The organism is Dietzia alimentaria 72, assembly GCF_000226215.1.
Lineage (GTDB): Bacteria > Actinomycetota > Actinomycetes > Mycobacteriales > Mycobacteriaceae > Dietzia > Dietzia alimentaria.
In genome coordinates this window covers 183,248-210,174 of the sequence record NZ_AGFF01000023.1, presented here as the reverse complement: position 1 = coordinate 210,174, position 26,927 = coordinate 183,248, and the positions used below count along the sequence as shown (strand labels likewise).

Here is a 26,927-nt window from a genome sequence, read left to right as displayed (position 1 = left end):
TGCCTGTGGAGACAGCGGAGGTTGTGGAGAATTGGTTCCGGGGCTACTCCGGTAGGCGGAGTTCCGGCTTGTCCAACTCCTCGATGTTGACGTCCTTGAAAGTCAGGACTCGAACGTACTTGACGAAACGTGCAGGTCGGTACATATCCCAGACCCAGGCGTCGGACATCCGCACGTCGAAGTAGACCTCACCGTCAGCGGACCGGGGAATCAATTCCACGGCGTTGGCGAGGTAGAAACGCCGCTCCGTCTCGACGACGTAGGTGAACTGCCCGACGATGTCGCGGTACTCGCGGTAGAGCGAGAGCTCCATCTCGGTCTCGTAGTTCTCCAGATCCTCGGCGCTCATCTCGTGTTGCTCCTCGAATGCGCCTGCGCGGCGCGACGGACGTTGGCGTACGACATTCGGTGGATGTCGCTGGGACCGAGCTCCTCGATCGCCCTGACGTGACGCGCGGTGCCGTAGCCCTTGTGGGCGGCGAACCCGTATCCCGGGTAGCGCGAGTCAATCTCCACCATAATCTGATCACGCGTCACCTTCGCGAGGACACTCGCGGCGGCGATGGATGCGGCCACGCCATCACCCCCGATCACCGATGTGGACTGACATCCGAACCCGTCCACTGCGAATCCGTCGGTCAGGACGAATCCGGGAGCGGCATCCAGGCCCGCGACCGCCCGACGCATCCCCTCCAGGTTGCAGCGGTGGATCCCTCGCGCGTCGATCCGAGCGGGGTCGATCACGACCACCGACGTGGCCACCGCACGCCGCAGAACTGCGTCGTGGAGTCGGTGCCGAGTGGTCGGAGAAAGTTTTTTCGAGTCGTCGAGATCCGCCAACTCCGGGTGCAATCGGTCGCCGAGGACGCACGCGGCCACCACCAGCGGCCCGGCACAACACCCGCGCCCCGCCTCGTCCACGCCGGCCACGGGACCGAGACCGCGGCGGGATAGTGCCGCCTCCAGTGCCAGCCTTCCGCCTCTCCGGGTCACCCGGACGCGGCCGGGCAGCTCCAGTCCGGGCCGAACCAGACTCACCCGCCGCTGATGACCGGTGAGGAGACTGTGCCGATCCGGTTGAACGGCAGAATGATCGCCTGGACCTTCCCGATGATGTTCTCCTCGGGGATCGAGCCCTGGAACTCGTCGCCCATGTGGAACCGGGAGTCAGCGGAGTTGCCGCGGTTGTCACCCATCACCCAATAATTGCCCTCAGGCACTGTGACCGGGCCGAAAGCACAGTTGAGGGGGTTTCGTGCCGGCGAGGGCGTTTCCTCGAGATAGGGCTCGTCCAGTGGTTGACCGTCGACCAGCAGACCACCATCCGGCGCACACCCTCCGACGGTCTGCCCGCCCACAGCGATCACACGTTTGACGAGGTCGTTCTGGTCGGGAGGGACTATCCCGATGACTCCCCCGATGTTCTGCAGCGTGCGGACGATCGCGTTGTCCGAGCGAATCGACTGATACCCCTGGTTCCAGGAGTCCGGGCCTTCGAAAACGACAACGTCACCGGGCTCGGGGTCGCCGAGGAGGTAGGAGATCTTGTCAACGAAAATCCGGTCACCCGTGCACCCCGTGCACCCATGCAAAGTGGGCTCCATCGACTCCGAGGGGATCTGGTAGACGCGACCGACGAACGTCTGGAAGACGAACACCAGGACCAGCGCGATCACCACGAGCACGGGAATCTCGATGTACCAGGGCTGACCCTTCTTCTCGACGCCGTGAGCCGGGGCCCCGTCAGTGCGGGGCCCCGGCTCGGCGGGGTCATGTCCAGGTGATTCGGTGCTGCTCACCCGGACGAGCGTAGTCGATCCCTGATCGCCTGAGGCGACCGAGTCCGGCCAGCTCTACGCGATCAGCGCTTCTCCTTGATCTTGGCGGCCTTGCCGCGGAGCTCACGCAGGTAGTACAGCTTCGCGCGGCGCACGTCGCCGCGGACCAGCACGTCGATGCGATCGATGTTGGGTGAGTGCACCGGGAAGGTGCGCTCAACGCCGACGCCGAACGAGATCTTGCGGACGGTGAACGTCTCACGCACTCCGCCACCCTGACGACGGATGACGACTCCCTTGAAGACCTGGATACGCTCCTTGGCGCCCTCGATGACCTTGACGTGTACGTCGAGGGTGTCACCGGCACGGAAGGCCGGGATGTCGTCCCGTAGGGACTTGTTATCGATAAAGTCGAGCTTGTTCATTGTGTTCCTTGCATGTCAGGAATGAGGACAGAGGACCCTGGCGCCCACCTTCCGGCGGGTCGACCGGTTCGTGCCCCGGATCAGCGCAACCGTCCGCGGGTGCGCTACGCACCCGCTAGGTCAACCCCGTTAGTGTGCCACCGACTGTCCGCGCGACCAAAATCAGAGGTCATCCGCCGACCAACCGAATTCAGCGAGGGCGGCCTTGTCGCGAGCGTCCAACTCGACCTTGTCCAGAAGGTCCGGACGTCGCGTAGCCGTGCGGCGCAGCGATTCGTCCCGCCGCCACCTGTCGATCTTCGCATGGTCTCCGCTACGGAGGATCTGCGGAACGACCCGGTCCCGCCACACTTCGGGCCGTGTGTAGCTGGGGCCCTCGAGCAGACCGTCGGAAAAGGAATCCTCCTCGTGACTGCGCCGATTTCCGAGGACTCCTGGCAGGAGACGGACCACCGCCTCGGCGATCACGAGGACGGCAACTTCGCCGCCGATCAGGACGTAGTCGCCGATGCTGACTTCTTCGACGTCCATGCGTACGGAGGCCTCGTCGACGACGCGCTGATCGATTCCTTCATATCGGCCGCACGCAAAAACAAGGTGCCGCCGCTTCGTGTACCGGTGGGCGTCAGCCTGCGTGAAGGGCCGCCCCGCCGGGGTCGGAACGACGAGCAGCGGCCGCGCGGCGTCCTCACCGTTCATGGCCGTGGGCACGAGTTCGTCGAGTGCTTCACCCCACACAGTGGGACGCATGACCATTCCCGGTCCGCCGCCAAATGGCGAGTCGTCAACCGCCTTGTGAACGTCATGGGTCCAGTCGCGCAGATCGTGTATGCCGACTTCGAGGATCCCTCGATCGATCGCGCGACCGAGGAGCGCCAGATGCAGCGGTGCCAGATACTCCGGAAAGACTGTGACCACGTCGAGTCGCATGAGCGGGTCACGCGACTCGTCGTCAAGTTCGGTCATGAGATTTCCAGGTCGAGCAGTCCCTCCGGCGGGTCGATCACGCAAGTACCGGCCTCGAGATCGACTTCGGGGACCATCTCCGTGACGAACGGCACCAGTGCGTCGGTTCCGCTCTCCAGCCGGATGGCGAGGAGTTCGCCGGCCGGAGTGTGCATGATCTCCGTGACTTCACCGAGCCGGGTTCCCGCGGTGTCGAGGACCCGAAGGCCGACGAGTTGGTGGTCGTGGAACTCGTCCGGGTCATTCGTGTCCGGAAGCGAGTCGGAGTCCACAATTAGCAGCATGCCGCGGGCCGCGTCGGCCGCGTCACGATCGCCGATACCCTCCAGACGCACGAGAAGCCGCCCGGAGTGACTCCGGGCGGCTTCTACGGTGACCTCACGGTCGGAGGACATCAGTCCCTTGCCGATCCGGCCGACAAAGCGGTTACCGGGTGCGAACCGTTCCTCAGGCGAATCGGTCCGCACCTCCACCACGAGCTCCCCGCGGATGCCGTGCGCTTTGACGACGCGACCCACGACGAGCTCCATGATTTCCTTACCTCCGGTTACCGACGTCTATCAGTGCTGGGATATTCAGCGGTCGGTGTCGACCACGTCAACCCGCACACCGGACCCGGCGACTGCGGAGACGATCGTGCGGATCGCCGAGGCGGTTCGTCCGCCGCGCCCGATGACGCGCCCGAGGTCCTCGGGCGCCACGGCGACGCGGATCACGGTGCCGCGCCTACCACCACTCGACTGGACGGAGACCGAGTCGGGATCCGACACGATTCCGCGGACGAGGTGGTCGACGGCGTCGACGACCATGTCGTTCATCTGTCTCAGGCCTCAGCCGTCTCGGCGTCGGACGACTCGCCCTCAGCGGACTCTGATGCCTTCTCTGCCTCGGCGGCCTTCTTGGCCTCATCCTCGGCCTTCTTGGCCTCTTCAGCCTTCTTGGCCTTCTCGGCCTTGCGCTTGGTGGTGATGGCCTCGGCCGACGGCTCGCCCTGGGCCTCCTCGAGTGCCTTGTTGAACAGGTCCAGCTTGGACGGCTTGGGCTCAGCGGTCTTGAGGGTGCCCTCGGCACCATCGATACCCTTGAACTTCTGCCAGTCACCGGTCAGCTTGAGCAGCTGCTCGACCGCCTCGGTCGGCAGGGCGCCCACGCCGAGCCAGTACTGCGCACGCTCCGAGTCGATCTGGATGAAGCTCGGCTCCTCCTTGGGGCGGTAGAGGCCGATGGTCTCGATGGAGCGACCGTCACGACGGGTGCGGGCGTCTGCCACAACTACCCGGTACTGGGGGTTGCGGATCTTACCGAGGCGGGTGAGCTTGATCTTGACGGCCATGTGGGCGTCTCACTTTCTGTTGCAGGTCACGTGGCGATTCAGCGACTCCCACACCATTTGTGGGGCCCGGTTTCGCCTTGCGGGTGACCGCCGGTCGGCGCGGAACCCGGACACGACATGCCCAAGGGTTCCACCGATGACGGCGTCCAGCGCATCAGTCTAAGCGTCGGCCCGCCGCTGGCACCAATCGGCGCACCGGGCGGGACGATCCAGAAGACGGTGGATCAACGCTTGGGAAACTTCAGGTCGTTGAGGTCCACGCCCTCCAGCCCCGGGGGGAGCTCATCCAGCCCGGCCGGCATCTGGGACAGGTCCGGCATTCCGGCCGGCATACCCGGCATCCCCGGCATCCCCGGCATGCCGCCGGGCATCATGCCACGATTCTTGGGCGGAGTCGGACCGCGTCGCTTTCCCTTCCCCTTCTTGTTCTTGCGCTGGTTTTTGTTACCGGCGCCCGGCATGCCCATCTGGCCTGCCATCCGGGACATCATCTTGCGGGCCTCGAAGAAGCGGTCGACGAGTTGATTGACGTCGGTCACTGTGACGCCGGAGCCCTTGGCGATGCGCTGGCGTCGGGAGCCGTTGATCACCTTGGGGTTGGCCCGCTCCTCGGGAGTCATGCCGCGGATGATCGCCTGGATGCGGTCGAGGTACTTCTCGTCGATGTCCCCGACTGCCGCCTTCATCTCTTTGCCACCCGGAAGCATCCCGAGCAGGTTTCCGATCGGGCCCATTTTGCGGATCATCAACATCTGGTCGAGGAAGTCCTCGAGTGTCAGTTCACCGGACCCGATCTTGGCCGCGGTCTTCTCCGCCTCTTTGGCGTCGAAGACGGTTTCGGCCTGCTCGATAAGTGAGAGCACGTCGCCCATGCCGAGAATCCGACTGGCCATCCGCTCCGGGTGGAAGACGTCGAAGTCCTCGAGCTTCTCACCGTTAGAGGCGAACATGATCGGGGTGCCGGTGAGCTCACGGACGCTCAACGCCGCACCACCGCGGGCATCGCCGTCAAGCTTGGTGAGTACGACACCGGTGAAGCCGACGCCTTCCCGGAACGCCTCGGCCGTCACGACGGCGTCCTGACCGACCATCGCGTCGAGGACGAAGAATGTCTCGTGTGGTTGGACCGCGTCCCGGATGCCCCGGGCCTGAGCCATCATCTCCTCGTCGATACCCAACCTTCCCGCGGTATCAACAATCACGACGTCGTGCATCTTCGCGCGTGCGTGGGCCAGACCCCGCTGCGCCACGGACACCGGCTCCTGGACCCCGATCACGGCACCGTCGCCACCTACCGAGGTGCCCGGGTGCGGGGCGAAGGTCTGGACCCCGGCCCGCTCGCCCACGATCTGCAGCTGGTCCACGGCGCCGGGGCGCTGGAGGTCACACGCCACGAGCAGTGGCGTGTGTCCCCGCTGCTTGAGCCAATGGGCAAGCTTGCCGGCAAGTGTGGTCTTGCCCGCACCCTGTAGGCCGGCGAGCATGATCACCGTGGGCGGCTGCTTGGCGAACTCGATGCGCCGCGCGGCGCCGCCGAGGATCGCGGTGAGCTCGGCGTCTACGATTTTGACGACCTGCTGGGCGGGGTTCAGCGCCTCGGAAACCTCGGCGCCCTTGGCTCGCTCCTTGACCCGCGAGATGAACGTCCGGACGACGGGCAGAGCGACGTCCGCTTCGAGCAGTGCAAGTCGGATCTCGCGGGCCGTCGCGTCGATGTCGGCATCGCTGAGCCGGCCTTTTCCGCGCAGGTCCTTGAGCGCACCTGTCAGGCGATCGGACAAGGAATCGAACACGGTCACAGCTCCCTGGTTCGCGGCCCGGAAGCCAATGGCTTCCAGCGTCGTCGGCGACAACTGGTCATAGCGTATCGGCCCGGGTCCCGTGATGTGTCGTGGGACCGCCTCCGAGCAATAGCGACCCGGACTCTCTCACCACGGCGAGAACCACCCGCGGTCGGGGCGGACGTGACCATCCGCCCCGGCTGCCGGTCAGATGGCGGCTCCACCAGCCTCCCCCGTACGAACCCGCACGATGTTCTCCACTGGGGTCACCCACACCTTGCCGTCGCCGATCTCGCCGGTGCGGGCAGCGTCGACGATCATCCGCACCGCGGTGTCGACGGTGGTGTCGTCAACCACCACCTCCACCCGGATCTTGGGGACGAGGTTGACGGCGTACTCGACGCCCCGATAGACCTCCGAGTGACCTTTCTGTCGGCCGAAGCCCTGCACCTCGCTGATGGTGAGGCCGTTGACGCCGGCGTGTTCCAGAGCGTCCTTGACGTCGTGGAGGGTGATCGGCTTGATGATCGCGGTCACGAGTTTCATGTCTGTGCTCCTTTGACGGCGGTTCAGCGAATGAGCGAGTTGGTAGAGGCCTCGTAGGCACTCTCGGCGTGCTGGGAGCCGTCGATTCCGGCCTGCTCGTCGGACTTGTTGATTCTCCAACCGAGCGGAAGGCAGATCGCCCAGGCGAGCGCGGTCATGACGGCGGTGAACCCGAGGGCGGCCACGGCGATCACGATCTGAACCACCAGGAGCCGCCAGCCATCCGCCGAGTAGAACACTCCCGCGTCCGTTCCGAACGTGCCTGTGGCGAACAGTCCGATCGCGATGGTCCCCCACAGTCCCGCTACGAGGTGCACGCCCACCACGTCGAGGGCGTCGTCGTAACCGAAGCGGTGCTTGAGACCCACGGCTAGCGCGGACAGAATGCCCGCGATCGCTCCCAGAGCGATCGCGCCGAGCGGGTGGACGGAACCGGCTGCGGGGGTGATGGCCACGAGGCCGGCGACCACTCCGGAGGCGGCGCCGAGGCTGGTGGCATGGCCGTCACGGATACGCTCCGCCAGTAGCCAGCCGAGCATCGCCGCTGCGGCGGCCGCAGTGGTGTTCACCCACGCCAGGCCGGCCGCGCCGTTCGCGCCGAACGCGGAGCCCGCGTTGAACCCGAACCAGCCGAACCACAGGAGAGCGGCACCGAGCATGACGAGCGGCAGATTGTGCGGGCGGTAGGCGGTGCGGCCGAACTCGAGACGCTTGCCGATGAGCAGGACCAGGACGAGTGCGGCCATGCCGGCGTTGATGTGGACGACGGTCCCGCCGGCGAAGTCGACTGGTGCCACCGCGGCGGTGAGCCCGCCCTCACCATCGCTTGTGGTCCCAAAGATCATCGCCGCGAGCCCACTGGCCGAGTGTGAGAGCAATCCCCCGCCCCAGACCATGTGTGCCAAGGGGAAGTACACCAGAGTCACCCATACGCCGGCGAAGGACAGCCAGGTTCCGAATCGCACCCGTTCGGCGACGGCTCCCGAGATCAGTGCGACGGTGATGATCGCAAACGTGAGCTGGAACGCCACGTCGACCACCTGCGGGTACGACCCGGAAGCAGACATCTGCCAGCCGTCGACGCTCCCGATCACCCCGGCCAGGCCGAACATCTCGAACGGGTTCGCGAACACCCCGAGAACGGATTGGCTGCCGTAGGACATCGACCAGCCCCACAGAAGATAGATGACGCCGATAAGGCCCATCGAGCCGAACGACATCATCATCATGTTGAGCACGGATTTCCGCCGCGACATCCCGCCATAGAACATCGCCAGGGCGGGGGTCATGAGGAGCACCAGGGATGCCGCCATGAGCATCCAGGCCGTGTCCCCGGTGTCGAACTCCGGCACCGCCTCGTGGGCGAGCAGCGCGACTTCGTCACCTCTCATGGTGCGGTCCTCCCGGTCTCGAACGCGGTGAGCGGTCTTCCGCTCCCCGTCGAGTCCCAAGATTTCCGTGGCGATGTTTCCCCGGACGATCGCCGGTGTTTCGGACCTGTTACGCGGTGTGACCCGGCGTTCCGATCATGTGTCCTAGGTGCCGAGCAGGGCGTCGACGAACGCCTCGGGCGTGAACGGAGCCAGGTCGTCAGCCCCCTCTCCGAGTCCGACGAGCTTCACCGGGACGCCGAGTTCGTGCTGCACCTGGAAGACAATGCCGCCCTTTGCTGTGCCGTCCAGCTTGGTCAACACGACTCCGGTGATGTCCACGACGTCCTTGAACACCCGGGCCTGCATGAGGCCGTTCTGACCGGTGGTGGCGTCGATGACCAGCAGTACCTCGTCGACGGGTGTCTTCTTCTCCACTACCCGCTTGACCTTGCCGAGCTCGTCCATGAGCCCCGCCTTGGTGTGGAGGCGACCGGCGGTGTCCACCAGGACCGCATCGACTCCGGTCTCGACGCCGCGGGACACGGCGTCGAACGCGACCGACGCGGGATCTGCGCCCTCCTTGCCGCGGACGATCTCGGCCCCGACGCGCTCACCCCAGGTCTGGAGCTGATCCGCGGCGGCCGCGCGGAACGTGTCGGCGGCACCGAGAAGGATGGCGCGGCCGTCCGCAACGAGGACGCGGGCGAGTTTGCCGGTAGTGGTGGTCTTACCGGTGCCGTTGACGCCGACGACGAGGAGTACCGCGGGCTTACCAGCGTTCGGTAGCGCGCGGAGCGAACGGTCGTACTCGGGGTGGAGGTTGTCGACGAGGGTTTGCCGAAGCAGATCCCGCACCTCGGCCTCGGTGCGGATCTGACGGGTCGCAATCTCCTCACGCAGACGGGCGACGACACGCTCGGTCGTGGCCGCGCCGATGTCCGCCATGATCAGGGTGTCCTCGATCTCCTCCCATGCGTCCTCATCCAGATCACCGGCGCCGAGAAGTCCTAGGAGTCCCTGGCCGACGGAGTTCTGGGACCGTGAGAGGCGGCCGCGGAGACGATCGAGCCGCCCAGCGGCAGGATCGATCTGCTCGACCGGAGCCACCGGGGCGGGGGTTCCAGTGATCGGCTCGTCCGTCGGCGTGGGGACTTCGTCGGTGGAAACCTCGGGCGGCACCACGACGGGCTCGACCGGGGCGGGCTCCACGACCACTGTCTCCGCGCTGGGGCCCGGCTCGATATCCGGCTCGGGGGTGACGATGCTTCTCTCGGGCCCGTCAGCGGGCACCGACGGCGCAGACGGGGTGGACGGCGATTCTGTCCGAGGCGCCTCTCGCGGCAGCGGTTCCCTGACCGGCACCCCTGTGCCCACTCCACCGGCCTCGGTAAAGGAGAATCCCGTCCCCGCCTGATAGTTACCGGAGCGCTCCTCGCGCGTGAGCTCTTTTCTCTCCTCCGGCTTGCTCAAGGTGATCTGCCGCTTCTTGCGCAGCTGCAGCCCCACGACGAGCGCGATGATGGCGAGCAGCAGTACCGCGGCGACGGCGATGATGATCCAGGTGGTGGTAGTCACGCTTCCCAGTATGGCCGACTCCGCCCGCCGTCATCACGGTCCCGGGGGGCAGTGGCAGGCCTAGACTGGGTCGCGTCATCGTCTCGGGAGGAACTCCAGTGGTCGAGGTAGCCGCCCCGTCAGGGGTACCGTCCGGGCATCAGCGACCCGTCCGTCGTGCACCTACTCCGCCCACGTGGCTCGTCAAAACCGTCATGGCGGTGACGGGACTGATCTTCACCGTATTCGTCGTCGTCCACATGATCGGCAACCTGAAGGTGTTCGGCGGCGCGCCGGGTTTCGACGGCTACGCCGTGTGGCTACGGACATTGTTGTACCCACTCGTTCCGCCGGCGGGCATCCTGTGGGCTCTGCGCGTGGTGCTCATTGTGAGCCTCGTCGCGCACGTCTGGTGCTCACTGTTGCTGGTGCGGCGCTCGCGTGCCTCCGCCGGCCGTCACCGTCGGCGCGGCGGCCTCACGGCCAGTTCGTTCGGCGCGCGCTCGATGCTGACGACCGGGGTGATCCTGCTGCTCTTCGTCGTCTTCCACATCTTCGACATGACCATCGGCACCGCCCCTGTCGCCCCGGAGGCGTTCGAGCCCGGCTCGGCGTACGCCAACCTGGTGGCCAGCTTCTCCCGTCCCTGGGTGGCGACGTTCTACATCGTCACGATGGTGGCGTTGGCCGTGCACGTCGCCCACGGCGTCCGCACGGCTTCCGGTGACCTGGGGGTCACCGGTGTGAGGAGCCGCAGGACGATCAGGGTCGCGGGTGGGGTCGCGGCGGTCGCTGTTCTCCTCGGCAACGCCGCGATCCCCCTTGCGGTCCAGGCCGGGTGGCTGCTGTGAGTTTCTCCCCGCCCCCCGTCGCCGTCCCCGGCGCCCGGATGGGAGACACCCTGTCGCCGGGCATCCCGGACGGCAACCCCGCGACCGCGTGGGCGAGACGGCGGGATGGGTATCGGCTCGTGTCACCGGCAAATCGTCGCAACCTTCACGTTGTGGTGGTCGGCACGGGCCTGGCCGGCGCCGGCGCCGCGGCCGCCCTCGGCGAACTCGGCTACCGGGTCACGGCGTTCACCTATCACGACGCGGCCCGCCGGGCGCACTCCGTGGCTGCGCAGGGCGGGATCAACTCCGCGCGCGGTCGGCGGGTGGACGGCGACTCGGTTTCCCGGTTCGTGGCCGACACGGTCTCGGGTGGGGACTTCCGCGGACGGGAGGCCGAGGCGTTCCGGCTCGGAGAGGAGTCGGCGCGGGTGATCGACCACTTCTCCGCCATCGGTGCCCCCTTCGCCCGGGAGTACGGCGGGGTCCTGTCCACGCGGTCATTCGGCGGCGTGCAGGTCTCGCGCACTTACTACACCCGCGGGCAGACCGGCCAGCAACTCCAGATCGCGGGCGTCCAGGCGCTCCAGCGGCAGATCCGGGAGGGCACCGTAACGCTGCACACCCGCCACGAGATGCTCGACCTCGTCGTCGACGAGTCGGGGTGCCACGGGGTGGTGGTCCGCGACCTGGTGTCCGGCCGCATCCGGGCCGAGACCGCACACGCGGTGGTCCTCGCGACCGGGGGCTACGGCACCGTCTTCCACGCCTCCACTCTCGCGGTCCACTCCAACGCGTCCGCGGTGTGGCGCGCGCACCAGCGGGGCGCGCTGTTCGCCTCGCCCTCGTTCGTCCAGTTTCATCCGACCGCGCTGCCGAAAGACAACGACTGGCAGGCCAAGACGATCCTCATGAGCGAGTCGTTGCGCAACGACGGCCGCGTCTGGGTTCCACGCGGTGCCGGTGACCACCGATCCCCCGCCGACATTCCCGATTCCGACCGGGACTTCTTTCTCGAGCGCCGCTACCCCGCGTTCGGCAACCTCGTGCCCCGCGACGTGGCATCCCGGGCCATCACCGCCGAGATCGGGGCCGGACGCGGCGTGGGCCCGCGCCGTAACTCGGTGTACCTCGACTTCCGTGATGCGCTCGCCCGCGACGGCCGGGGAAAAATCACCGAGCGATACGGCAACTTGTTCGAGATGTACTCGCACGCCACCGGCGAGGACCCGTACACCGTGCCGATGAGGATCGCTCCGACCTGCCACTTCACGATGGGCGGGCTGTGGAACGACTATGACCTGCAGACCTCGATCCCCGGACTCTTCGTTGGCGGCGAGTGCAGCTCGGGCTACCACGGCGCCAACCGGCTCGGAGCCAACTCCCTGCTCAGCGCTAGTGTCGACGGCTGGTTCACACTTCCCTACTCGGTTCCGTCGCACCTTGCCACCCGGCTCGGGGACGAACTACCCGACGATGACGACGAGGTGGTCGTCACCGCCGTGGCTCGCGCTCGCGAGCGTGTACAAAACCTGCTCGCCGTGGGCGGATCCACAGGGCCGGAGCACTTCCACCGCGAACTCGGCGAGATCCTCTACTCGGGATGCGGGGTCACGCGCACGGCAGAAGCCCTCGCCGGGGCGCTCGATCGCGTTCGGGACCTGCGCGCCCGGTTCTGGACTGACCTGCGCGTCACCGGCACGGGCAGCCAGTTCAACCAGGTCCTCGAGCACGCAGGACGGGTGGCCGACTTCCTCGAGCTGGCGGAACTGATGTGCGTGGACGCCCTGGACCGCGATGAATCCTGCGGCGCCCACTTCCGCGATGAGCACATGAGCGCGGACGGCGAGGCGCTACGAGACGACGCACGCTGGAGCTTCGTCTCCGCATGGGCGTCCGACGGCGACGACCGTGGCGGGCCCAGAACTTTCACCCGCCACGCAGAACCGCTGGAGTTCTCGGCGATCTCCCCCACGACGAGGGACTACAGATGAGGCAGAGGATGCGGACACCGTGAAACTGACATTGCGGGTCTGGCGCCAGTCCGGCCCAGACGAGACCGGTCGTTACGAGAAGTTCGAGGTCGCCGACGCGCGGCCTGAGATGAGTGTGCTCGAATTACTCGACGTCCTCAACGCCGGGCTGGTCGACGCGGGAATCGAACCCGTAGCTTTTGACTCCGACTGTAGAGAAGGGATCTGCGGTGCGTGCGGGGTCACCGTCGATGGTCTCCCACACGGCCCGGCCGAGAACACCCCGTCGTGCCACCAGCGGCTGGCGTCCTTCGCCGACGGTGACACGATACGGATCGAGCCGTTGCGTGCGGCGGCCTTCCCGGTCATCCGCGATCTGGTCGTGGACCGGTCGGCTCTCGACGATGTACTCGGCGCGGGAGCCTACGTATCGGTCCCCGCGGGGTCGGCGCCGGACGCGGACTCGACTCTCCAGGGCCACGACTCGGCGGAGACGGCCCTGGATCTCGCGGCCTGCATCGGCTGCGGAGCGTGTGTCGCGGCTTGCCCCAACGGCTCGGCCAACCTCTTCGTCGGGGCGAAACTCGGTCACCTCGCCCTCATGCCGGTCGCACAACTTGACCGGGCCCCCCGGGCCCGTGACATGGTCCGCGCCGCCGACGAGGAGTTCGGACCGTGCTCGCTGTACGGGGAGTGCTCGCGGGTGTGTCCAGCCGGGATCCCGCTACGTGCGATCGGTGCGGTGAACCGGGAGCGGCTGCGGGCGGTGTTCCGGCGCTCCTGAAGCGGCGCCGGGGCGGTCAGCGCATGCGCTGGGAGATGACCTTGGAGATGCCGTCGCCCTGCATCGACACGCCATAGAGCACGTCGGCTACATCCATCGTGGGCTTCTGGTGGGTGATCACGATGAGCTGGCTCGTTTCGCGAAGCTCTTCGAACAATCCGATCAGGCGGCGCAGGTTGGTATCGTCCAGAGCCGCCTCGACCTCGTCCATCACATAGAACGGGCTGGGCCGGGCCTTGAAGATCGCCACGAGCATCGCCACCGCTGTCAGAGACTTCTCCCCTCCCGAGAGCAGCGACAAACGTTTGACCTTCTTACCCGGCGGGCGAGCCTCGACCTCGATGCCGGTCGCCAGCATGTCGGACGGATCGGTCAGCACAAGCCGTCCCTCACCACCGGGGAAGAGCACCGAGAAGACACCGCGGAACTCGCGTTCGACGTCCACCCACGCCTCGGTGAAGATCTGCTCGATCCGCTCGTCGACGTCGTCGATCACGCCCTCCAGGTCGGCGCGGGCCTTCTTGACGTCGTCGAGCTGGGTGGACAGGAACGCATAGCGCTCCTCGAGAGCAGCAAACTCCTCGAGAGCCAGCGGGTTGACCTTGCCCAGTGTGGCCAGGTCCTTTTCTGCGCGCTTGAGGCGGCGCTGTTGATCAGCGCGAACAAATGGCATCGGCGGGGGCGGGATCACGTCCTCCCCCCGCTCGCGGGCCGCCTCGTACTCCTCCACCTCGAGAGCAGAGGGCGGCAGCTCCACGTCCGGCCCGTACTCAGCCACCAGCGCCCCGGGTTCGATGCCGTGCCGTTCGAGCACCGCGCTTTCCAACTCCGACACCTTGACCTCGAGCTGAGCGCGAACGATCTCATCCCGGTGCGCGGCGTCTCCGAGCTTGCTCATCTCGGCCTCCGCCGCGGACAGATCAGCGCGCATCGCCGCCAACCGGCTCGTGGCCTCGGTGCGGGCGGCAGAGAGCCGGTCCCTCTCGGCACCTGCGATCCGGATGAGCTCATCGAGCCTCGCGAGCAGACGACCGCTGAGTTCGTCAACCACGCCCGCCACCTCGGCTCCACGTCTGCGGGTTGCCGCCGCACGAGCTGCCCGGGCACGGGATTCCCTCTCCGCCTGCGCGGCCCGACGCAGCGACGCCGCCTTTCCGCGTACGCCTGTCGCGCGTTCCTCGGCCGAACGGTGCGCGAGTCGAGCCTCCAACTCTGCGGCGCGGGCTGTGGAGACATCCGCCTGTGCCGCGACGCGCCCCCCGTCCGCCGGCAGCATCTCGTCGTCGTCGTCGTCCTCTCCCGCCCTGGCGAGACGGTCGGAGAGCTCGGCGTGCTCGGCCCGCGCATCGTTCACCTTGTCCACGGCGATTCGCCGGGACTGCTCGATCCTGCGCGCCTCGGCTTCCGCGCGGCGACGACGCTTACCTATACGGGCGAGCTCGGCGTAGATCTCCTCGATCGCCGCATCGGACTCGGACATGGCGGCCATGGACTCGGAGAACCGGTCGGCCCGCTCCGTGTCCTCGGCCTCGGCCCCGGCGAGCTCGGCGCGTGTCCTTTCGATCTCGGCGCGGACCTTCTCCCTCTCCGCGACCGCAGAGTCGATCGCCGACTGGATCTCCAGACCTGTGCGGCCGCCAGCCGAGCCTCCGACAGTCCACCCGGCTCCGGCGAGTTCCCCGTCCCGGGTCACCGCCCGAACCCGACGATCAGCCTCGACTTGCGAATGTGCGGAGGCGAGATCGTCCACCACCACCACGTCCACCAGCAGCGAGGTCACCGCGGAGACCAGGTCATCGGGCACATCGACCACGTCCAGCGCCCAACGGGCGCCTCTGACCAGGTCAACCTCCAGTCGGTAGTCGCCACCCGGCCCACCGCGGCCGACGAGTCCCGCCCGCCCGCCGTCCGCGTCCCGGAGCGCCACCATCACCTCACGACGATCCACGGCAGGGTCCACCACCACCGCATCCACGGCCGGACCGAGCGCCACGCCCACCGCGCGCTCCCATCCCTCCTCGACTGCGACCATCTCCCCGACGGTCCCCGCCACTTCCTCCGCCCCCAGGTGCTTCAGTAGCCACGTGGCCCCGTCTCCGGCGCCCTTGTTCTGCTCGAGCGTCTCGATCCGGGCACCCAGGCGCGCGATTCGCTGATCCGCTTCCCGCTCGATCCCCCGGAGTTCGGTCAGTCGCTCACGGGCCGCGAGGTGGGCCCGCTCGGCCCGGCTCAGGTGTTCGTCGAGGGTCCGCTCGCCCTCGGAGTGCGCCGGTACCCGGGCGTACACCGCGTCGAACTCCGCCTCAGCGTCCGCGACGGCGGTCTCGACTGTCCTGGCCTCCGCATCCAGTCGCGCGATCTCGGTCTCCGTCGTCTCGACGCGCGCCGCCAGCGTCTCGACTTTCCCCGCCAGTCGCGCCACGCCCTCACGCCGGTCCGCGATCGCTCGGACGGCCTTGAGATGCTCGGCCTCGAGCGCGGCGAGCGCGGATTCCTTCGCCTTGAGCTCCGTGGTGGCCCGGAGCGCACTCTCTGCGGCCTTCTCGACCTCGTCGGCGAGGTGCTGCTCGTGCTGTGCTGCTCGCTCCGCCTGCCGATCGAGCTCGTCGGGGTCCGTGCCGTGATGGACAGCCACCTCGGCGGCGAGTGAACGCGAGCGGTCCGCGGCGATCCGGGCCGTTGCGCGCGCCCGCTCCGCGAGGGTCGAGAGCGCGAACCAGCGTTGCTGCGCCGCGTCCGCCTCGGGAGTGAGCTCATCGAGCCGGGCCTGGGTTTCGGCCACCGCCCGTGCCAGCTCATCCCGGCGTGCCGTGGCCTCGGTGACCTGCCCCGCCAGCCGGATCCGAACGCTTTCGGCATCCGCCAGTTCGCGCCGACGGGTCACCAGATCGTCGGCGGCCAGTCGGAAGGTGGCGTCCCGCAGATCGGCCTGGATGGTCTGCGCACGTCGTGCTACCTCCGCCTGCCTGCCCAGCGGCTTGAGTTGGCGACGCAGCTCGGTGGTCAGGTCGCTGAGCCGGTCGAGGTTGCCCTGCATCCCGGCGAGTTTGCGCTGCGCCTTTTCCTTACGCCGCCGGTGTTTGAGGATGCCGGCGGCTTCCTCGATGAACGCGCGACGCTCCTCCGGTCTCGACTCCAGGATCTCGGCGAGTTTCCCCTGGCCCACGATCACGTGCATCTCGCGTCCGATCCCCGAGTCGGACAGCAGTTCCTGCACGTCCATCAGGCGGGCGCGATCGCCGTTGATCTCGTATTCCGCAGCCCCGTCTCGGAACATCCGGCGGGTCAGAGAGACCTCGGCGTAGTCGATCGGCAGGGTCCCGTCGGAGTTGTCCAGGGTCAGCGTGACCTCTGCGCGACCCAGTGGCTGCCGTCCGGCGGTCCCGGCAAAGATCACGTCCTGCATCTTTCCGCCACGGAGCGTCTTGGCGCTGTGTTCACCCATCACCCAGGTGAGCGCATCCACGACGTTCGACTTACCGGAACCATTGGGCCCCACCACGCAGCAGATCCCGGGTTCGAACCTCAGCGTCGTGGGCGCCGCGAAGGACTTGAAGCCCTTGAGCGTCAGCGACTTGAGGTACATGGGTGTCGATCCTAGGTCAGCGTTCGACGAATCCCGTCAGTCCGCCCCGTGCCGGCTCATAGGTGTCGACGACGACGTCTACGGTCCCGGGAGTGTTTCCCCCACGCAAGAGCGCGCCCAGTTGCCGGCAGGCGTCCTCCGGACCCTCGGCCACAACATGCACCCGTCCGTCCGGTTTGTTTGCCGCGTACCCGGCCAGACCCAGTTCGAGCGCACGACTGCGGGTCCACCAGCGGAATCCGACGCCCTGCACCCGCCCGTGGACCCAGGCGACCAGCCGGACATCGGCCGTAGGGTCACCGGTCACTTCGGCTGTGTTCGGGTCTCGAAGTCCAGATCGATCTCCGTACCCGACTGCAGGGTGCGGCCGACGGTGCACGCGGCGTCCACGGAGCGACGAATCATGTCGATCAGTCGCTCCGCCATCGCGGGATCGAGCCCCGACAGATCCAGCTCGTAGGTCTCCTGCAGGTGCGGGTAGCGCTCCACCTCGCGGTCGGCGTCACCGGTGATGTGGACGGTCGCGGCGTAGTCGTCGCCGAGCCGACGGGACACGGTGAAGTCCGACGCCATCAGGGTGCAGGCACCGAGGGCGATTTTGAGCAGTTCACCCGGGGTGAACACACCCTCGACGCGCGCGGATCCGATCTCGACCCGGGCGCCCCGCGTGGACACGCCGACATAGCGACGGCTGCCGGTCCGCTCCACCCGGATTTCGGTGGCGGTTGCTGATGCGGGATCTGGGGAGGTGTTCTCGGTCATACCGCTCATCGTACGACCGGCCTTCGCTGCGTCTCGGGTCGACGTACCGAGGTGCGCCGGGGAGCGGGCTGACAGACCGGGCAATAGTGGGAGCCGCGATTCATGAAGTCCTCACGCACGATTTCCGTACCGCACCGGCCGCACGGGCGGCCCGTTTGTCCGTACGCGTCGAGCGAGCGGTCGAAGTAGCCGGAGGCTCCGTTGACGTTGACGTACAGCGCGTCAAACGAGGTGCCCCCGGCGGCAAGTGCATCGGCCATCACGTCACGGGCGTGCTCCAGGAGGTCGGTCACCGCCCGCACGGTGAGTGCGCCCGAACGACGGCGTCCATGAATCCCCGAGCGCCACAGCGCCTCGTCGGCGTAGATGTTGCCGATCCCGGACACAACGGTCTGGTCCAGTAGCAGTCTCTTGATCTCGGTGTTTTTGCGGCGGATCGTCCGGGCCACCTCCGCAGCGTCGAATCCGGCCTCGAACGGGTCTGCAGCGATGTGGGCGGCGGGTGCGGGGAGCAGGACCCCGGTGCCGTCGAGGGCTTCGGTCAACGGGACCACGGTCCAGCCGCCGAACGTGCGTTGGTCCACGAACCTGAGTTCGGTGCCGTCATCCAATTCGGCTCGGGCGTGGAGGTGGCGGACGGTCGGTTCCCCGGCGGTGGTGACCAGCATCTGCCCGCTCATACCCAGGTGGACCAGTAGACAGTCTCCGCCGGCGGTGTCCTCGTGGTCGAGGGTCAGCCAAAGGTACTTGCCCCGCCGGTGAGCGCCACTCACGGTTCGTCCGGTCAGGCGCGCCTCGATCTCCGGGGCTCCGCCCGGTTGACGTCGTGCGGTCCGGGCCCCGGTGACGGAGGCCGCGACGATCGTCCGCGCCACGACGTGGTCGGCGAGTCCGCGCCGCACCACCTCGACCTCCGGGAGCTCCGGCATGTCAGCGCTTGGCCTTGTCCAGGACCGCCCAGGCCTGTTCGGCCGCCTTCTGCTCGGCTTCCTTCTTGGTGCGGCCGGTCCCCTGCCCCAGGGAGTCCTCACCAACAAAGACAACCGCCGAGAACGTCTTGTCGTGATCGGGTCCGGTGGAGGTGATCTCGTACCGTGCCTTGGGTCGGCCGATCGACGCGGCCTTCTCCTGCAGGCTGGTCTTCCAGTCGAGCGCCGCACCCAGGGTGGGCACGAGCTGCAGGCGTTCGCCGATGATCGCCTCGATGACCCGACGCGCGGTCTCGAGCCCGTGTGTGAGGTAGACAGCACCGAAGACCGCCTCGAGGGTGTCAGCGAGGATCGAGTGCTTGTCGTTGCCGCCGGTCAGTTCCTCACCACGCCCCAGGCGCAGGTGCGCTCCCAGCCCGTCGTCGCCGAGCTCCCGGGCGATGTCCGCCAGCACATAGGTGTTCACCAGGCTGGCACGGATTTTTGCCAGGTCTCCCTCGGGCCGGTCCGGGTAGGCGCTGTAGAGATATTCAGTCACCACGAGCTCCAGCACAGCGTCACCGAGGAACTCGAGGCGCTCGTTGTGGGGAAGGCCGCCGTGCTCGTACGCGTACGACCGGTGGGTCAACGCCTGGGTGGCGAGTTCAATGGGAAGTTCCACTCCCAGGGCCGAGTCCAGCGGCGACCGCGACCCCGTCACTCGCGGTCTCCCTCTGTTCCGAACCTCTCAGCCAGGCCTGCCCAGCGGGGGTCGATTCGCCCCTCGGAGCTGCCCGAGACCCCGTCGGGAGCGGGTGTATCGGTGTTGAGGCACTGGGGATGCCCGTAGTCGGTACATGTGGGCGACATCGGGAACTCGAGGCCGAAGGCGTCGACTAGCGCTGGCTCCAGGTTGAGCAGGTCTCCGTCGAGCAGACGGACCTCGTCCCTCTCGGCGCCGTCTGCCGCAGCGGTGCCCTCCGCCGCGTACATCTCGGTGATCTCCACGGAGACGTCGGTGGAGAACTCCGCCAGGCAACGTGCGCACTCGATGTCGGCGCGGCCGGTGACGGCCCCGGTCACCAGGACGCCCTCATCGACGAATGTGAGCGTGAGATCGAGGTCGACCTGCGAGCCCTCTGGTATCCGGATGAGTTCGACCCCGATGTCGGAAGGCAGCACGGCGGGCCGCTGGACCGAAGACATGGCACCGGGAGTGCGGGCGACGACGCGGGTGTCGAGAACGAGTGAATCGGCGGCCGGGCGGCCGTGGCGGGGGGTGCGGGAGGTGGTGGACACGCCCAGCAGACTACCCGTAGGGATCAGTAGTCCCCGGACCCGTCACCGTAACGTTCGGCACCACGACGTGTGGGCACCTCGCGCCGGCTCATGGGGGGGACACCGTGCAGTTCCTCGCGCCCCCGGGCGACTGTGCGGATGGTGGCGCTGAGGAACTCCTCGAACCCGACCATCTTGTCGTCGATGTAGGCGTCACATTCCTCGCGACGACGATCGCTCTCTGCGTGCGCTGCGTCCCGGACGCGGGCCGCCTCCTCGTCGGCAATCCGTACGACCTCGGACTCCGACAGCATGCGCTGTTGCTCCTGACGGGCCTCGGTGATGGTGCGGTCGTAGATGATGTTCGCCTGCTCAACGAGACGCTCGGACTCGGCCCGGGCACGCGTGGTGGTGGACTCGGCCTCCCGTCGGGATCGCTCGAGCAATTCGGAGGACTCGGCCCGGGCGTCGACTACCAGACCGTCGGCGTGCGTGGTGGCCTCCGCGACCATCCTGTCCGCGCGCGCCTTGGCATCGGCGAGCATCGCGTCGGCGTCCTCGCGCGCCTCGCGCAGGACGCGGTCCGCCTCCTCGTCGGCGGCGGTCACCGTCTCGCGTGCGGTGGCGTCGGCCTCCGCAAGCACTCGATCTCGTTGGTCCAGCACGTCCTGCGCGTCATCCAGTTCACCCGGGAACGAGTCACGGATGTCGTCGAGCAGCAAGAGGGACTCGTGCCGGGGCACCATACAGTTCGCGGTCATGGGCAGACTGCGGGCGTCCTCGATCATCGCGTTCAGCTCGTCGAGGGCCTGGAACACTCGGTACACGCTCGTCCCTTCACCGGATCGTCACTTCTGTGTCGCCAGTGTGCCCGGTTCGCGCGGGTTATCGCGGGTGCGTGGTCGGTGTGTCCGATGGTCGGGAGACTATGGACGTGGCGACCCGGGACGACGCACCGCCGGCCCGCCCCAGCATCAGGTCAGACGTTCTTTCAGCGCCGTGGCCACGACGTCGGGCAGCAGGTGCGAGACGTCGCCCCCTAGTCGCGTGACCTCCCGGCACAACGACGAGGACACGAAAGAAAGATCTGACCTGGTGGGCAGGAACACGGTATCGATCTCGGCGATCGAACGATTCATGTGTGCCATCGGCAGCTCGTAGTCGTAATCAGTCGAGTCGCGCAGACCTTTGATGACGGCAGTCGCACCCTGGTCGCGGCAGTAATCCACGAGCAGGCCATAGAAACTGTCCACCCAGACGCCCGGGATGTCCGCGCTGACTTCGTCGATGAGCGCCTTGCGCTCGTGGATCGTGAAGGTGCCCTGCTTGTTCGGGTTGGCCACCACACACACGATCACCTCGTCGAACAGGTCCGCGGCACGGCGGATGATGTCGAGGTGTCCGAGAGTCACCGGGTCGAACGAGCCAGGGCACACGACTGTGGTCATTGGGCGACCGTATCAACAGACCGCGCCATTTCGACGGTGGTTTCGCCGTAGGTTCGCTCGAATTCGACCTCGTAACCGTCGGGCCACTGTACCGCCGGGTCGCGCTTGGACCGCTCCCACACCACCAACGCGTGTTCCGCCAGCCACCCACCGGCTCGCAGCGCCCGCAGCACCGGCTCATCCAGAGTTCCGGAACGACTGTAAGGAGGGTCCGCCAGAATCAGATGGAATCCTCCGGCCACGGGGCACGGACCGCCGACGGCGCCAGGAAGTGCCGCGCGCCTGACCGTGGCCACGATAGAAGACGACGACAACCCTCCGGTGTTCTTCTTGAGGCACGCCACCGCACGCGGGTTCTCCTCCACGAACCAGGCCGTGTCGGCTCCTCGTGAGACTGCCTCGAGGCCGAGGGCACCGGAACCGGCGAACAGGTCGAGCACGGCGGCTCCGTTCAGGTCCACCCGGCTGTCGATGGAACTGAACAACGCCTCGCGGACACGGTCGGTGGTGGGCCTGGTCCCGGCCGGGGGGACGTCGATAGACAGCCCCCGGAGGCGGCCGGAAATGATGCGGGTCATGTCTGTCCTGCTCGTTCAGGTGGTGGGTTGCGCAATCGGCGCGTAGTTCGGGTGACCAGTGTGCCTGCGATCAGTACCTGAAGAGGTACTCAGCCTCTTCAGAGCCGGCCAGTCGACGCACTCGTTCGGCCAGCGCGGGGTGCCGAAGCAGTCCTGGATCATCGTCAAGAATCTCCTCGGCGTGACGTCGCGCGATCTCGATCACCTCTCCGTCATCCACCACCGACAACAGTCGCAGCTGCGAGAGTGCGCCGGACTGCGCGTCACCCAAGACATCGCCTTCCCTGCGCTGGACGAGATCCAGTTCCGCCAGCCGAAAGCCGTCGGTGGTCGCGGCCACGGCGTCCAACCGTTCCATCGATGCGCCGCCGGGACGGGAATTGGTGACCAGTAGACACAGCCCCGGTAAGCCACCACGGCCCACGCGACCACGCAATTGGTGGAGCTGACTCACCCCGAAGCGTTCGGCGTCCATCACCACCATGACGGTGGCCTCGGGCACGTCCACCCCGACCTCGATCACGGTCGTGGACACGAGCACGTCGAGTGCACCCGCCGCGAAGGCAGCCATGGTGGCGTCCTTCTCGTCTGGCGGAAGACGCCCGTGCATGAGCCCGATCCTTAGACCCTTGAGCGCCCCCCGGGAAAGCTGTTCGTGAAGGTCCACCGCCGCGACCAACGGCTGGCGTTCGCCGCCGTTGTCGTCGACCCCGCCGACCCGGCCGGATCGAGCGGAGTCAGAAGGGTCGGCGTCCGCGTCGATGCGCGCGCACACCACGTAGGCCCGATGTCCGGCCTCTACCTCCTCGCGGACCCGCTCCCAGGTCCGCTCCAGCCAGCGCGGCTTGTCTCGCGCCGGCACTACCGATGTAGAGATCGGGCGTCGGCCACCCGGCAACTCCCCCAGCTCGGATACCTCCAGGTCACCGAACACCGTCATGGCTATGGTTCGGGGAATGGGGGTCGCCGTCATGACCAACAGGTGCGGCACCAACCCGGCCCGCCCCTTCGACCTCAGCCGGTCACGCTGCCGCACACCGAATCGGTGCTGCTCGTCGACGACCACCAGCCCCAGGTCGAAGAATTCCACCGAGTCTTGGATCAGTGCGTGGGTGCCGACGACGATCCCCGCCTCGCCGGTGACGATATCGAGAAGCGCATCCCGTCGCTGCGAAGTGGACATCGAGCCGGTAAGCAGAACCACTCGCGTCGCCTGCTCGTCCGCACCGAGTGTCCCCCGAGCGCCCAGATCACCGAGCATCGCTGATAGCGAACGGTGATGCTGAGCGGCGAGCACTTCGGTGGGGGCCAGCATCACGCACTGCCTGCCGGCGTCGATCAACTGGAGCATCGCAAGCAACGCCACCACGGTTTTGCCGGAACCCACCTCGCCCTGCAGGAGGCGGTTCATGGGCTCGTCTCGCGTCAGATCCGTCGAGATCTCGTCCAAGACAGTCTTCTGACCGTCGGTCAGCTCGAAGGGCATCCTGGCCCCCATCGCGGCCCGTATCCCGTCGTCCCGGAGCGGACTCGCAGGGGCGGGATCGCGGGCCACGAACCTGCGGCGGGCGCCCAGCAGGAGTTGCAGGGCGAGGGCCTCGTCAAAGCGAAGGCGATGCCCCGCCCGGTCTTTGTCCAGTTCGTTTTTCGGCAGGTGCGCGCTCCGAAGGGCTTCGTCGAGCCCCATCAGCCCCGCGATCGATCGAACTGTGTCGTCGAGAGGATCCACCACGGGAACCAGCGCGCGGATCACCGTGACCACCGCGCCGAGCAGGTCCCACGACGTGACGCCCTCCTTGGCCGCGTACACCGGAAGTAGCGGCCGGTCGAACAGGCTGGGGCCGCCCTCCGCATCAATATCCGCCGCCAGCTTGGCCAACGCCGCGAGGTCCCCGGACCCCTGGAGTCCGCCGCCGCCCCCCGATACCGCCCGTAGCACCAGGAACTCCGGATGCTTGAGATCCAGCGACTGGCGGAATCTGGATACGGTGCCGTCGAACATCGCCAGGGTGCCCACCGGGAGCATGTACTTGATCTTCTGACCCGCGAAGAAGACTGCCTTGAACGTGGTGTCACCGTCTTGCACGGTGAGCTTGAGCATCTGCTGCTGCCGACCCTGCTTGGTCGTGTAAGGGCGTGACTGCGCGGCGGTAACGGTCCCGATAACCGTGATGCGCTCCCCCTCGACCAGTTCCTGCTTGTCGTAGCGGTGCCCCTGCTGGCGATAGCGGCGAGGGAGAGTGTGCAGCAGGTCGCCCACCGTACGGTGGCCGAATGCTGTGGTGATCTTCTTCGCGAGTCCGGGATCCAGCACTTCTGCCAGCGGGGTATCTGTGGTTGCCAGAGAAGTCATTCGACCCCGACGTGCGCCAGGATCCGCCCCGGCCCGGCAGCATATCCGGCCACCTCGACGTTCGGGTGGCGTGACCGCAGTCGGGACAGCGCGGCCTCGGTGGCGGCCTCGTCGTACTCGTCGCCGAACAGGACCGTCACCAACTCACCGCCCGCCGACAGCATCCGGTCCGCGAGGTCGCACACGGTGTCCACCAGGTCAGTGCCGATCAGGGCGACATCGTGGCCAATCACTCCGAGCAAGTCGCCCGGGGCACAGCGCCCGACCAGCGTGAGTGCGTCCTGTTCCGCTCTCAGCAAGTGCGCATGACGTGTCGCCGCCGCGGCGTCAGCCATTCCGAACCCGTCCAGGGAGAGGGTGGTGGTCGGGTCGTGAACCGCCAGGGCCGCCAGTCCCTGGACGGCCGAACCGGTCGGCAGAATGAGCGCGTGTCCGTCCACCTCACGCAGAGCCGCATCGAGGGCGCCGATCTGTGCTCGGGACAGTTGTCCGTTGGGCAGGACCAGGAGCTCATCGGCCTCCACGGCCAAGAGCGCATCGATCACGCCGTCGCCGCTCTCCCCGGGGTCGACCGTCTCGGCTCCCGCCTCGGAGAACAGATCCGCCAACGGCCCGTGCCCGACGATCGAGACCACAGTGCGTCGTGCCGGCGTGGTGGGCTTAGGCGCGACCTTTACGTCGTCGGACCGCGGACTTCCGGCCTCACGGTGGGCGTCACGCGCGTGGTCCCCCACGGGGTCCAGCATGTCCGTCACGCGGATCTCGGTGACCCGGCCGAGGGGTAGCGCCGACTCGATGGCGGCGCCGATGTCATCAGTGTGGACGTGCACCGCCCACCGGGCGTTGTCCCCGGTCCCACCGTCACCCACCACGACCACGCTGTCTCCCAGCGACCGCAAGGCAGACCGCAACTCGTCCGCGCGAGCATCATCGGAGTGAGTGAGCGAGTACATGACCTCGTAGCGTGTACCAGCCGGATCGTCAGTCGGTGGGCCGCCGTCGATCCCGCCGCACTGCGTACCCGCCTCGGCCACGGGCTGCGTGGGGATGAAGTACTCGGGCCGCTCGGGAGCCTCCCCGACAAGCACCTCGACCATGGTGTCGAGCAACACCAGCAGGCCGCGCCCCCCGGCGTCGACGACACCGGCCCGGGTCAGTGCCGGCAACTGCATGGTGGTGCGGTCGAGCGCAGCCGCGCCCGCGTCCGCCGCCGCGCGAGCGACCTCCACCAGCGATGAGGAGGAGGATCGGCCTGCTCCCGCCGCCGCTTCACGGAGCACGCTGATGATGGTGCCTTCAACGGGATCACTGAGCGCGTGGTCAACGAGGGTGACACCGGTGCGGAGCGCACGCCGGTAGGTCGCGGCGTCCACCACGGTGAAAGTCGCGGCCTCGCCGACCGCCCTGAGTACCTGCGACAGGATCACCCCTGAGTTACCGCGTGCCCCGTGGACCGCACCGTGACCGAGAGCGACGGCGATCTCACGGGCTCCCGCGCTCCCCCCGCCCTCAGCGATCCACGCCTGCTCGCCCTCGGCGCGGTCGACGGCCGCGCGCATCGTGTAGAGAAGGTTCGTTCCGGTGTCGGAGTCGGGGACCGGGAAAACATTGAGTGCGTTGATCTCCTCACGGCGCGCAGCCAACTGCTCAACGCAGCGGCGCGCCCAGGTCAGCACGCCCTGCGCGTCGAGCGTGGACGGGCGGTCCTCGACACGGGTCGACTCTTGTGTCATCACCCCTCCTGCCCCACACGCACCCCTGCGGTCCGACTACACCGTGGACGCGCCCCAGCCTAGTACCCTCACCTCTCGACAGCCGTCGAACAGGCCGAGACAGCGACACGACACGGGAGCTCCCTGCAATGACATTTGATCTCACCTCCATTCCCCTGAGCACGCTGGAGGACGGCGTGCTGACCGTCCCGATCTCGTTGGAGGGCAAAGGCAACTCGCTCGACTCCGACGCGGTTGACCAGGCATCGATCGCACTTCGAGCCGTCCTCGCCGGGGAGATCCAGGCCGGCGCACTGCTCCTGGTGGGGTTGGGTAAGAACTTCTGTGCCGGGGGCGACGTGGGCGGATTCGCAGCCGCGACGGATCGGTCCGAGCACGTGCGGGATCTGGCGGATCGACTCCACCGCGTGATCCGCCAGTTGGACGAGTTGACCATCCCGGTCATCGCAGCGGTGTCAGGCTGGGCCGCGGGCGCCGGACTGTCCCTGGCGCTAGCCGCCGATTTCTCCGTGGGCGGCCCCGACACCCGCCTCCTCGCCGCCTACCCCGGTATCGGACTCTCTCCCGACGGCGGGATGTCCTGGCGCCTCCCCCGCGCGATCGGGCAATCCGGTGCGCGCGCGTTCATCATGAGCAACGAGCCCATGGACGGTACGCGCGCCCACGGCTTGGGGATGCTCACAACGTTCACCGAGGGCGACGTCAAGGACGCCGCCCGCACACTCGCTGTGCGGCTGGCGGCCGGTCCGCGCGAGTCCCATGCCGCGACCAAGGCCCTGCTGCGGGCCTCCGAACACGCGTCCCTGTCTGACCAGCTGGACGCCGAGCGTGACTCCATAGCCCGCCTGGCCTCCACGCCGGACGGTATCGAGGGCGTGAACGCCTTCGTCGCAAAGCGGACCCCAGATTTCGGCCGCTCCTGAACCTGACGCGAGTGC

At 67.5% G+C, this 26,927-nt stretch carries 27 protein-coding genes; 4 read left to right on the top strand and 23 right to left on the bottom strand.

The features are described 5' to 3' along the window. Positions 1-43: 43 nt before the first annotated feature. From ON04_RS10395 to ftsY, 12 genes are all read right to left on the bottom strand, one after another. Entirely contained in the window at positions 44-349 is a 306-nt protein-coding gene (locus ON04_RS10395; RefSeq protein WP_007632861.1) for a DUF2469 domain-containing protein, read from the bottom strand. Then, a complete protein-coding gene (locus ON04_RS10390; RefSeq protein ID WP_010541552.1) occupies positions 346-1,038 on the bottom strand; it encodes a ribonuclease HII in 693 nt (230 codons plus the stop codon). Before ON04_RS10390 ends, ON04_RS10395 begins: the two co-directional genes overlap by 4 nt. Next, positions 1,035-1,799, bottom strand: coding sequence for a signal peptidase I (gene lepB / locus ON04_RS10385; protein ID WP_010541551.1), 765 nt, complete (start codon positions 1,797-1,799; stop codon positions 1,035-1,037). Before lepB ends, ON04_RS10390 begins: the two co-directional genes overlap by 4 nt. A 62-nt stretch (positions 1,800-1,861) precedes the next feature. Beyond that, on the bottom strand, positions 1,862-2,203 hold the full coding sequence (rplS, locus tag ON04_RS10380) for a 50S ribosomal protein L19 (RefSeq protein ID WP_010541550.1): 342 nt from the start codon (positions 2,201-2,203) through the stop codon (positions 1,862-1,864). Positions 2,204-2,365: 162 nt separating this feature from the next. After that, the gene (gene trmD / locus ON04_RS10375; protein WP_029458208.1) at positions 2,366-3,133 is read right to left on the bottom strand and encodes a tRNA (guanosine(37)-N1)-methyltransferase TrmD; all 768 of its coding nucleotides are present in this window, start codon (positions 3,131-3,133) and stop codon (positions 2,366-2,368) included. Between the two features lie 32 nt (positions 3,134-3,165). Then, a complete protein-coding gene (rimM, locus tag ON04_RS10370) occupies positions 3,166-3,699 on the bottom strand; it encodes a ribosome maturation factor RimM (protein ID WP_010541548.1) in 534 nt (177 codons plus the stop codon). A gap of 45 nt (positions 3,700-3,744) precedes the next feature. After that, complete coding sequence (locus ON04_RS10365) at positions 3,745-3,987, bottom strand: RNA-binding protein (RefSeq protein WP_010541547.1); 243 nt, start codon at positions 3,985-3,987, stop codon at positions 3,745-3,747. 5 nt (positions 3,988-3,992) lie between these two features. Beyond that, positions 3,993-4,502 carry a 30S ribosomal protein S16 gene (rpsP, locus tag ON04_RS10360; protein ID WP_010541546.1) on the bottom strand — a complete coding sequence of 170 codons (510 nt, stop codon included), beginning with the start codon at positions 4,500-4,502 and terminating at the stop codon, positions 3,993-3,995. A 224-nt stretch (positions 4,503-4,726) separates the two neighbouring features. Beyond that, complete coding sequence (gene ffh, locus ON04_RS10355) at positions 4,727-6,295, bottom strand: signal recognition particle protein (RefSeq protein WP_010541545.1); 1,569 nt, start codon at positions 6,293-6,295, stop codon at positions 4,727-4,729. Between the two features lie 195 nt (positions 6,296-6,490). Continuing rightward, complete coding sequence (locus tag ON04_RS10350; RefSeq protein WP_010541544.1) at positions 6,491-6,829, bottom strand: P-II family nitrogen regulator; 339 nt, start codon at positions 6,827-6,829, stop codon at positions 6,491-6,493. A 23-nt stretch (positions 6,830-6,852) separates the two neighbouring features. Beyond that, positions 6,853-8,220, bottom strand: a complete 1,368-nt coding sequence (locus tag ON04_RS10345; RefSeq protein WP_010541543.1) for an ammonium transporter — start codon at positions 8,218-8,220, stop codon at positions 6,853-6,855. A 144-nt stretch (positions 8,221-8,364) separates the two neighbouring features. Further along, on the bottom strand, positions 8,365-9,777 hold the full coding sequence (gene ftsY / locus ON04_RS10340; protein ID WP_010541542.1) for a signal recognition particle-docking protein FtsY: 1,413 nt from the start codon (positions 9,775-9,777) through the stop codon (positions 8,365-8,367). 194 nt (positions 9,778-9,971) lie between these two features. On the opposite strand from ftsY, the gene ON04_RS10335 reads away from it, so the two are divergent. From ON04_RS10335 to ON04_RS10325, 3 genes are read left to right on the top strand one after another with little or no spacing between them, the layout of a single operon-like run. Beyond that, positions 9,972-10,607 (top strand): succinate dehydrogenase cytochrome b subunit, encoded by a 636-nt coding sequence (locus tag ON04_RS10335; protein WP_010541541.1) that lies wholly within the window; start codon positions 9,972-9,974, stop codon positions 10,605-10,607. A gap of 38 nt (positions 10,608-10,645) precedes the next feature. Beyond that, entirely contained in the window at positions 10,646-12,580 is a 1,935-nt protein-coding gene (locus ON04_RS10330; protein ID WP_141564758.1) for a fumarate reductase/succinate dehydrogenase flavoprotein subunit, read from the top strand. Positions 12,581-12,599: 19 nt separating this feature from the next. Continuing rightward, positions 12,600-13,343, top strand: a complete 744-nt coding sequence (locus ON04_RS10325) for a succinate dehydrogenase/fumarate reductase iron-sulfur subunit (RefSeq protein ID WP_010541539.1) — start codon at positions 12,600-12,602, stop codon at positions 13,341-13,343. A gap of 16 nt (positions 13,344-13,359) precedes the next feature. Here ON04_RS10325 and smc read toward each other — a convergent pair whose 3' ends face one another. The 11 genes from smc to ON04_RS10270 all read right to left on the bottom strand — a co-directional run bounded on the left by smc (position 13,360) and on the right by ON04_RS10270 (position 25,989). Beyond that, positions 13,360-16,929, bottom strand: coding sequence for a chromosome segregation protein SMC (gene smc, locus ON04_RS10320; RefSeq protein WP_010541538.1), 3,570 nt, complete (start codon positions 16,927-16,929; stop codon positions 13,360-13,362). Positions 16,930-16,945: 16 nt separating this feature from the next. Further along, positions 16,946-17,236 (bottom strand): acylphosphatase, encoded by a 291-nt coding sequence (locus tag ON04_RS10315; RefSeq protein ID WP_010541537.1) that lies wholly within the window; start codon positions 17,234-17,236, stop codon positions 16,946-16,948. Beyond that, positions 17,233-17,691, bottom strand: a complete 459-nt coding sequence (locus ON04_RS10310) for an OsmC family protein (protein WP_010541536.1) — start codon at positions 17,689-17,691, stop codon at positions 17,233-17,235. The genes ON04_RS10315 and ON04_RS10310 overlap by 4 nt, the downstream gene beginning before the upstream one ends. A 5-nt stretch (positions 17,692-17,696) precedes the next feature. After that, positions 17,697-18,620 carry a bifunctional DNA-formamidopyrimidine glycosylase/DNA-(apurinic or apyrimidinic site) lyase gene (mutM, locus tag ON04_RS10305; protein ID WP_010541535.1) on the bottom strand — a complete coding sequence of 308 codons (924 nt, stop codon included), beginning with the start codon at positions 18,618-18,620 and terminating at the stop codon, positions 17,697-17,699. Position 18,621: 1 nt separating this feature from the next. Further along, positions 18,622-19,320 carry a ribonuclease III gene (rnc, locus tag ON04_RS10300; RefSeq protein ID WP_010541534.1) on the bottom strand — a complete coding sequence of 233 codons (699 nt, stop codon included), beginning with the start codon at positions 19,318-19,320 and terminating at the stop codon, positions 18,622-18,624. Next, positions 19,317-19,898: a YceD family protein gene (locus ON04_RS10295; protein WP_010541533.1), complete on the bottom strand. Its 582-nt coding sequence runs from the start codon at positions 19,896-19,898 to the stop codon at positions 19,317-19,319. The genes rnc and ON04_RS10295 overlap by 4 nt, the downstream gene beginning before the upstream one ends. A 23-nt stretch (positions 19,899-19,921) precedes the next feature. Then, positions 19,922-20,704 carry a DivIVA domain-containing protein gene (locus tag ON04_RS10290; protein WP_029458203.1) on the bottom strand — a complete coding sequence of 261 codons (783 nt, stop codon included), beginning with the start codon at positions 20,702-20,704 and terminating at the stop codon, positions 19,922-19,924. Positions 20,705-20,851: 147 nt separating this feature from the next. Next, entirely contained in the window at positions 20,852-21,325 is a 474-nt protein-coding gene (gene coaD / locus ON04_RS10285; RefSeq protein ID WP_010541531.1) for a pantetheine-phosphate adenylyltransferase, read from the bottom strand. After that, positions 21,322-21,903: a 16S rRNA (guanine(966)-N(2))-methyltransferase RsmD gene (rsmD, locus tag ON04_RS10280; protein ID WP_010541530.1), complete on the bottom strand. Its 582-nt coding sequence runs from the start codon at positions 21,901-21,903 to the stop codon at positions 21,322-21,324. The genes coaD and rsmD overlap by 4 nt, the downstream gene beginning before the upstream one ends. Positions 21,904-21,973: 70 nt before the next feature. After that, entirely contained in the window at positions 21,974-24,256 is a 2,283-nt protein-coding gene (gene recG, locus ON04_RS10275) for an ATP-dependent DNA helicase RecG (RefSeq protein ID WP_050815320.1), read from the bottom strand. Then, positions 24,253-25,989, bottom strand: coding sequence for a DAK2 domain-containing protein (locus tag ON04_RS10270; protein WP_010541528.1), 1,737 nt, complete (start codon positions 25,987-25,989; stop codon positions 24,253-24,255). Before ON04_RS10270 ends, recG begins: the two co-directional genes overlap by 4 nt. A 128-nt stretch (positions 25,990-26,117) precedes the next feature. Between ON04_RS10270 and ON04_RS10265 the strand changes: the two genes are divergently transcribed. Continuing rightward, a complete protein-coding gene (locus ON04_RS10265; protein WP_010541527.1) occupies positions 26,118-26,912 on the top strand; it encodes an enoyl-CoA hydratase/isomerase family protein in 795 nt (264 codons plus the stop codon). The last annotated feature ends 15 nt before the right edge of the window (positions 26,913-26,927 follow it).

Coding starts and splice junctions, on each gene's coding strand:
- rplS (WP_010541550.1), bottom strand. CDS start 2,203: ATGAACAAGCTCGACTTTATCGATAACAAGTCCCTACGGGACGACATC.
- coaD (WP_010541531.1), bottom strand. CDS start 21,325: ATGACCACAGTCGTGTGCCCTGGCTCGTTCGACCCGGTGACTCTCGGA.
- recG (WP_050815320.1), bottom strand. CDS start 24,256: ATGACTTCTCTGGCAACCACAGATACCCCGCTGGCAGAAGTGCTGGAT.
- rpsP (WP_010541546.1), bottom strand. CDS start 4,502: ATGGCCGTCAAGATCAAGCTCACCCGCCTCGGTAAGATCCGCAACCCC.
- ON04_RS10350 (WP_010541544.1), bottom strand. CDS start 6,829: ATGAAACTCGTGACCGCGATCATCAAGCCGATCACCCTCCACGACGTC.
- ON04_RS10330 (WP_141564758.1), top strand. CDS start 10,646: ATGGGAGACACCCTGTCGCCGGGCATCCCGGACGGCAACCCCGCGACC.
- ON04_RS10365 (WP_010541547.1), bottom strand. CDS start 3,987: ATGAACGACATGGTCGTCGACGCCGTCGACCACCTCGTCCGCGGAATC.
- smc (WP_010541538.1), bottom strand. CDS start 16,929: ATGTACCTCAAGTCGCTGACGCTCAAGGGCTTCAAGTCCTTCGCGGCG.
- ON04_RS10335 (WP_010541541.1), top strand. CDS start 9,972: ATGGCGGTGACGGGACTGATCTTCACCGTATTCGTCGTCGTCCACATG.
- rimM (WP_010541548.1), bottom strand. CDS start 3,699: ATGGAGCTCGTCGTGGGTCGCGTCGTCAAAGCGCACGGCATCCGCGGG.
- ON04_RS10345 (WP_010541543.1), bottom strand. CDS start 8,220: ATGAGAGGTGACGAAGTCGCGCTGCTCGCCCACGAGGCGGTGCCGGAG.
- ON04_RS10310 (WP_010541536.1), bottom strand. CDS start 17,691: ATGACCGAGAACACCTCCCCAGATCCCGCATCAGCAACCGCCACCGAA.
- mutM (WP_010541535.1), bottom strand. CDS start 18,620: ATGCCGGAGCTCCCGGAGGTCGAGGTGGTGCGGCGCGGACTCGCCGAC.
- trmD (WP_029458208.1), bottom strand. CDS start 3,133: ATGCGACTCGACGTGGTCACAGTCTTTCCGGAGTATCTGGCACCGCTG.
- ON04_RS10265 (WP_010541527.1), top strand. CDS start 26,118: ATGACATTTGATCTCACCTCCATTCCCCTGAGCACGCTGGAGGACGGC.
- rsmD (WP_010541530.1), bottom strand. CDS start 21,903: ATGACCCGCATCATTTCCGGCCGCCTCCGGGGGCTGTCTATCGACGTC.
- ON04_RS10270 (WP_010541528.1), bottom strand. CDS start 25,989: ATGACACAAGAGTCGACCCGTGTCGAGGACCGCCCGTCCACGCTCGAC.
- ON04_RS10395 (WP_007632861.1), bottom strand. CDS start 349: ATGAGCGCCGAGGATCTGGAGAACTACGAGACCGAGATGGAGCTCTCG.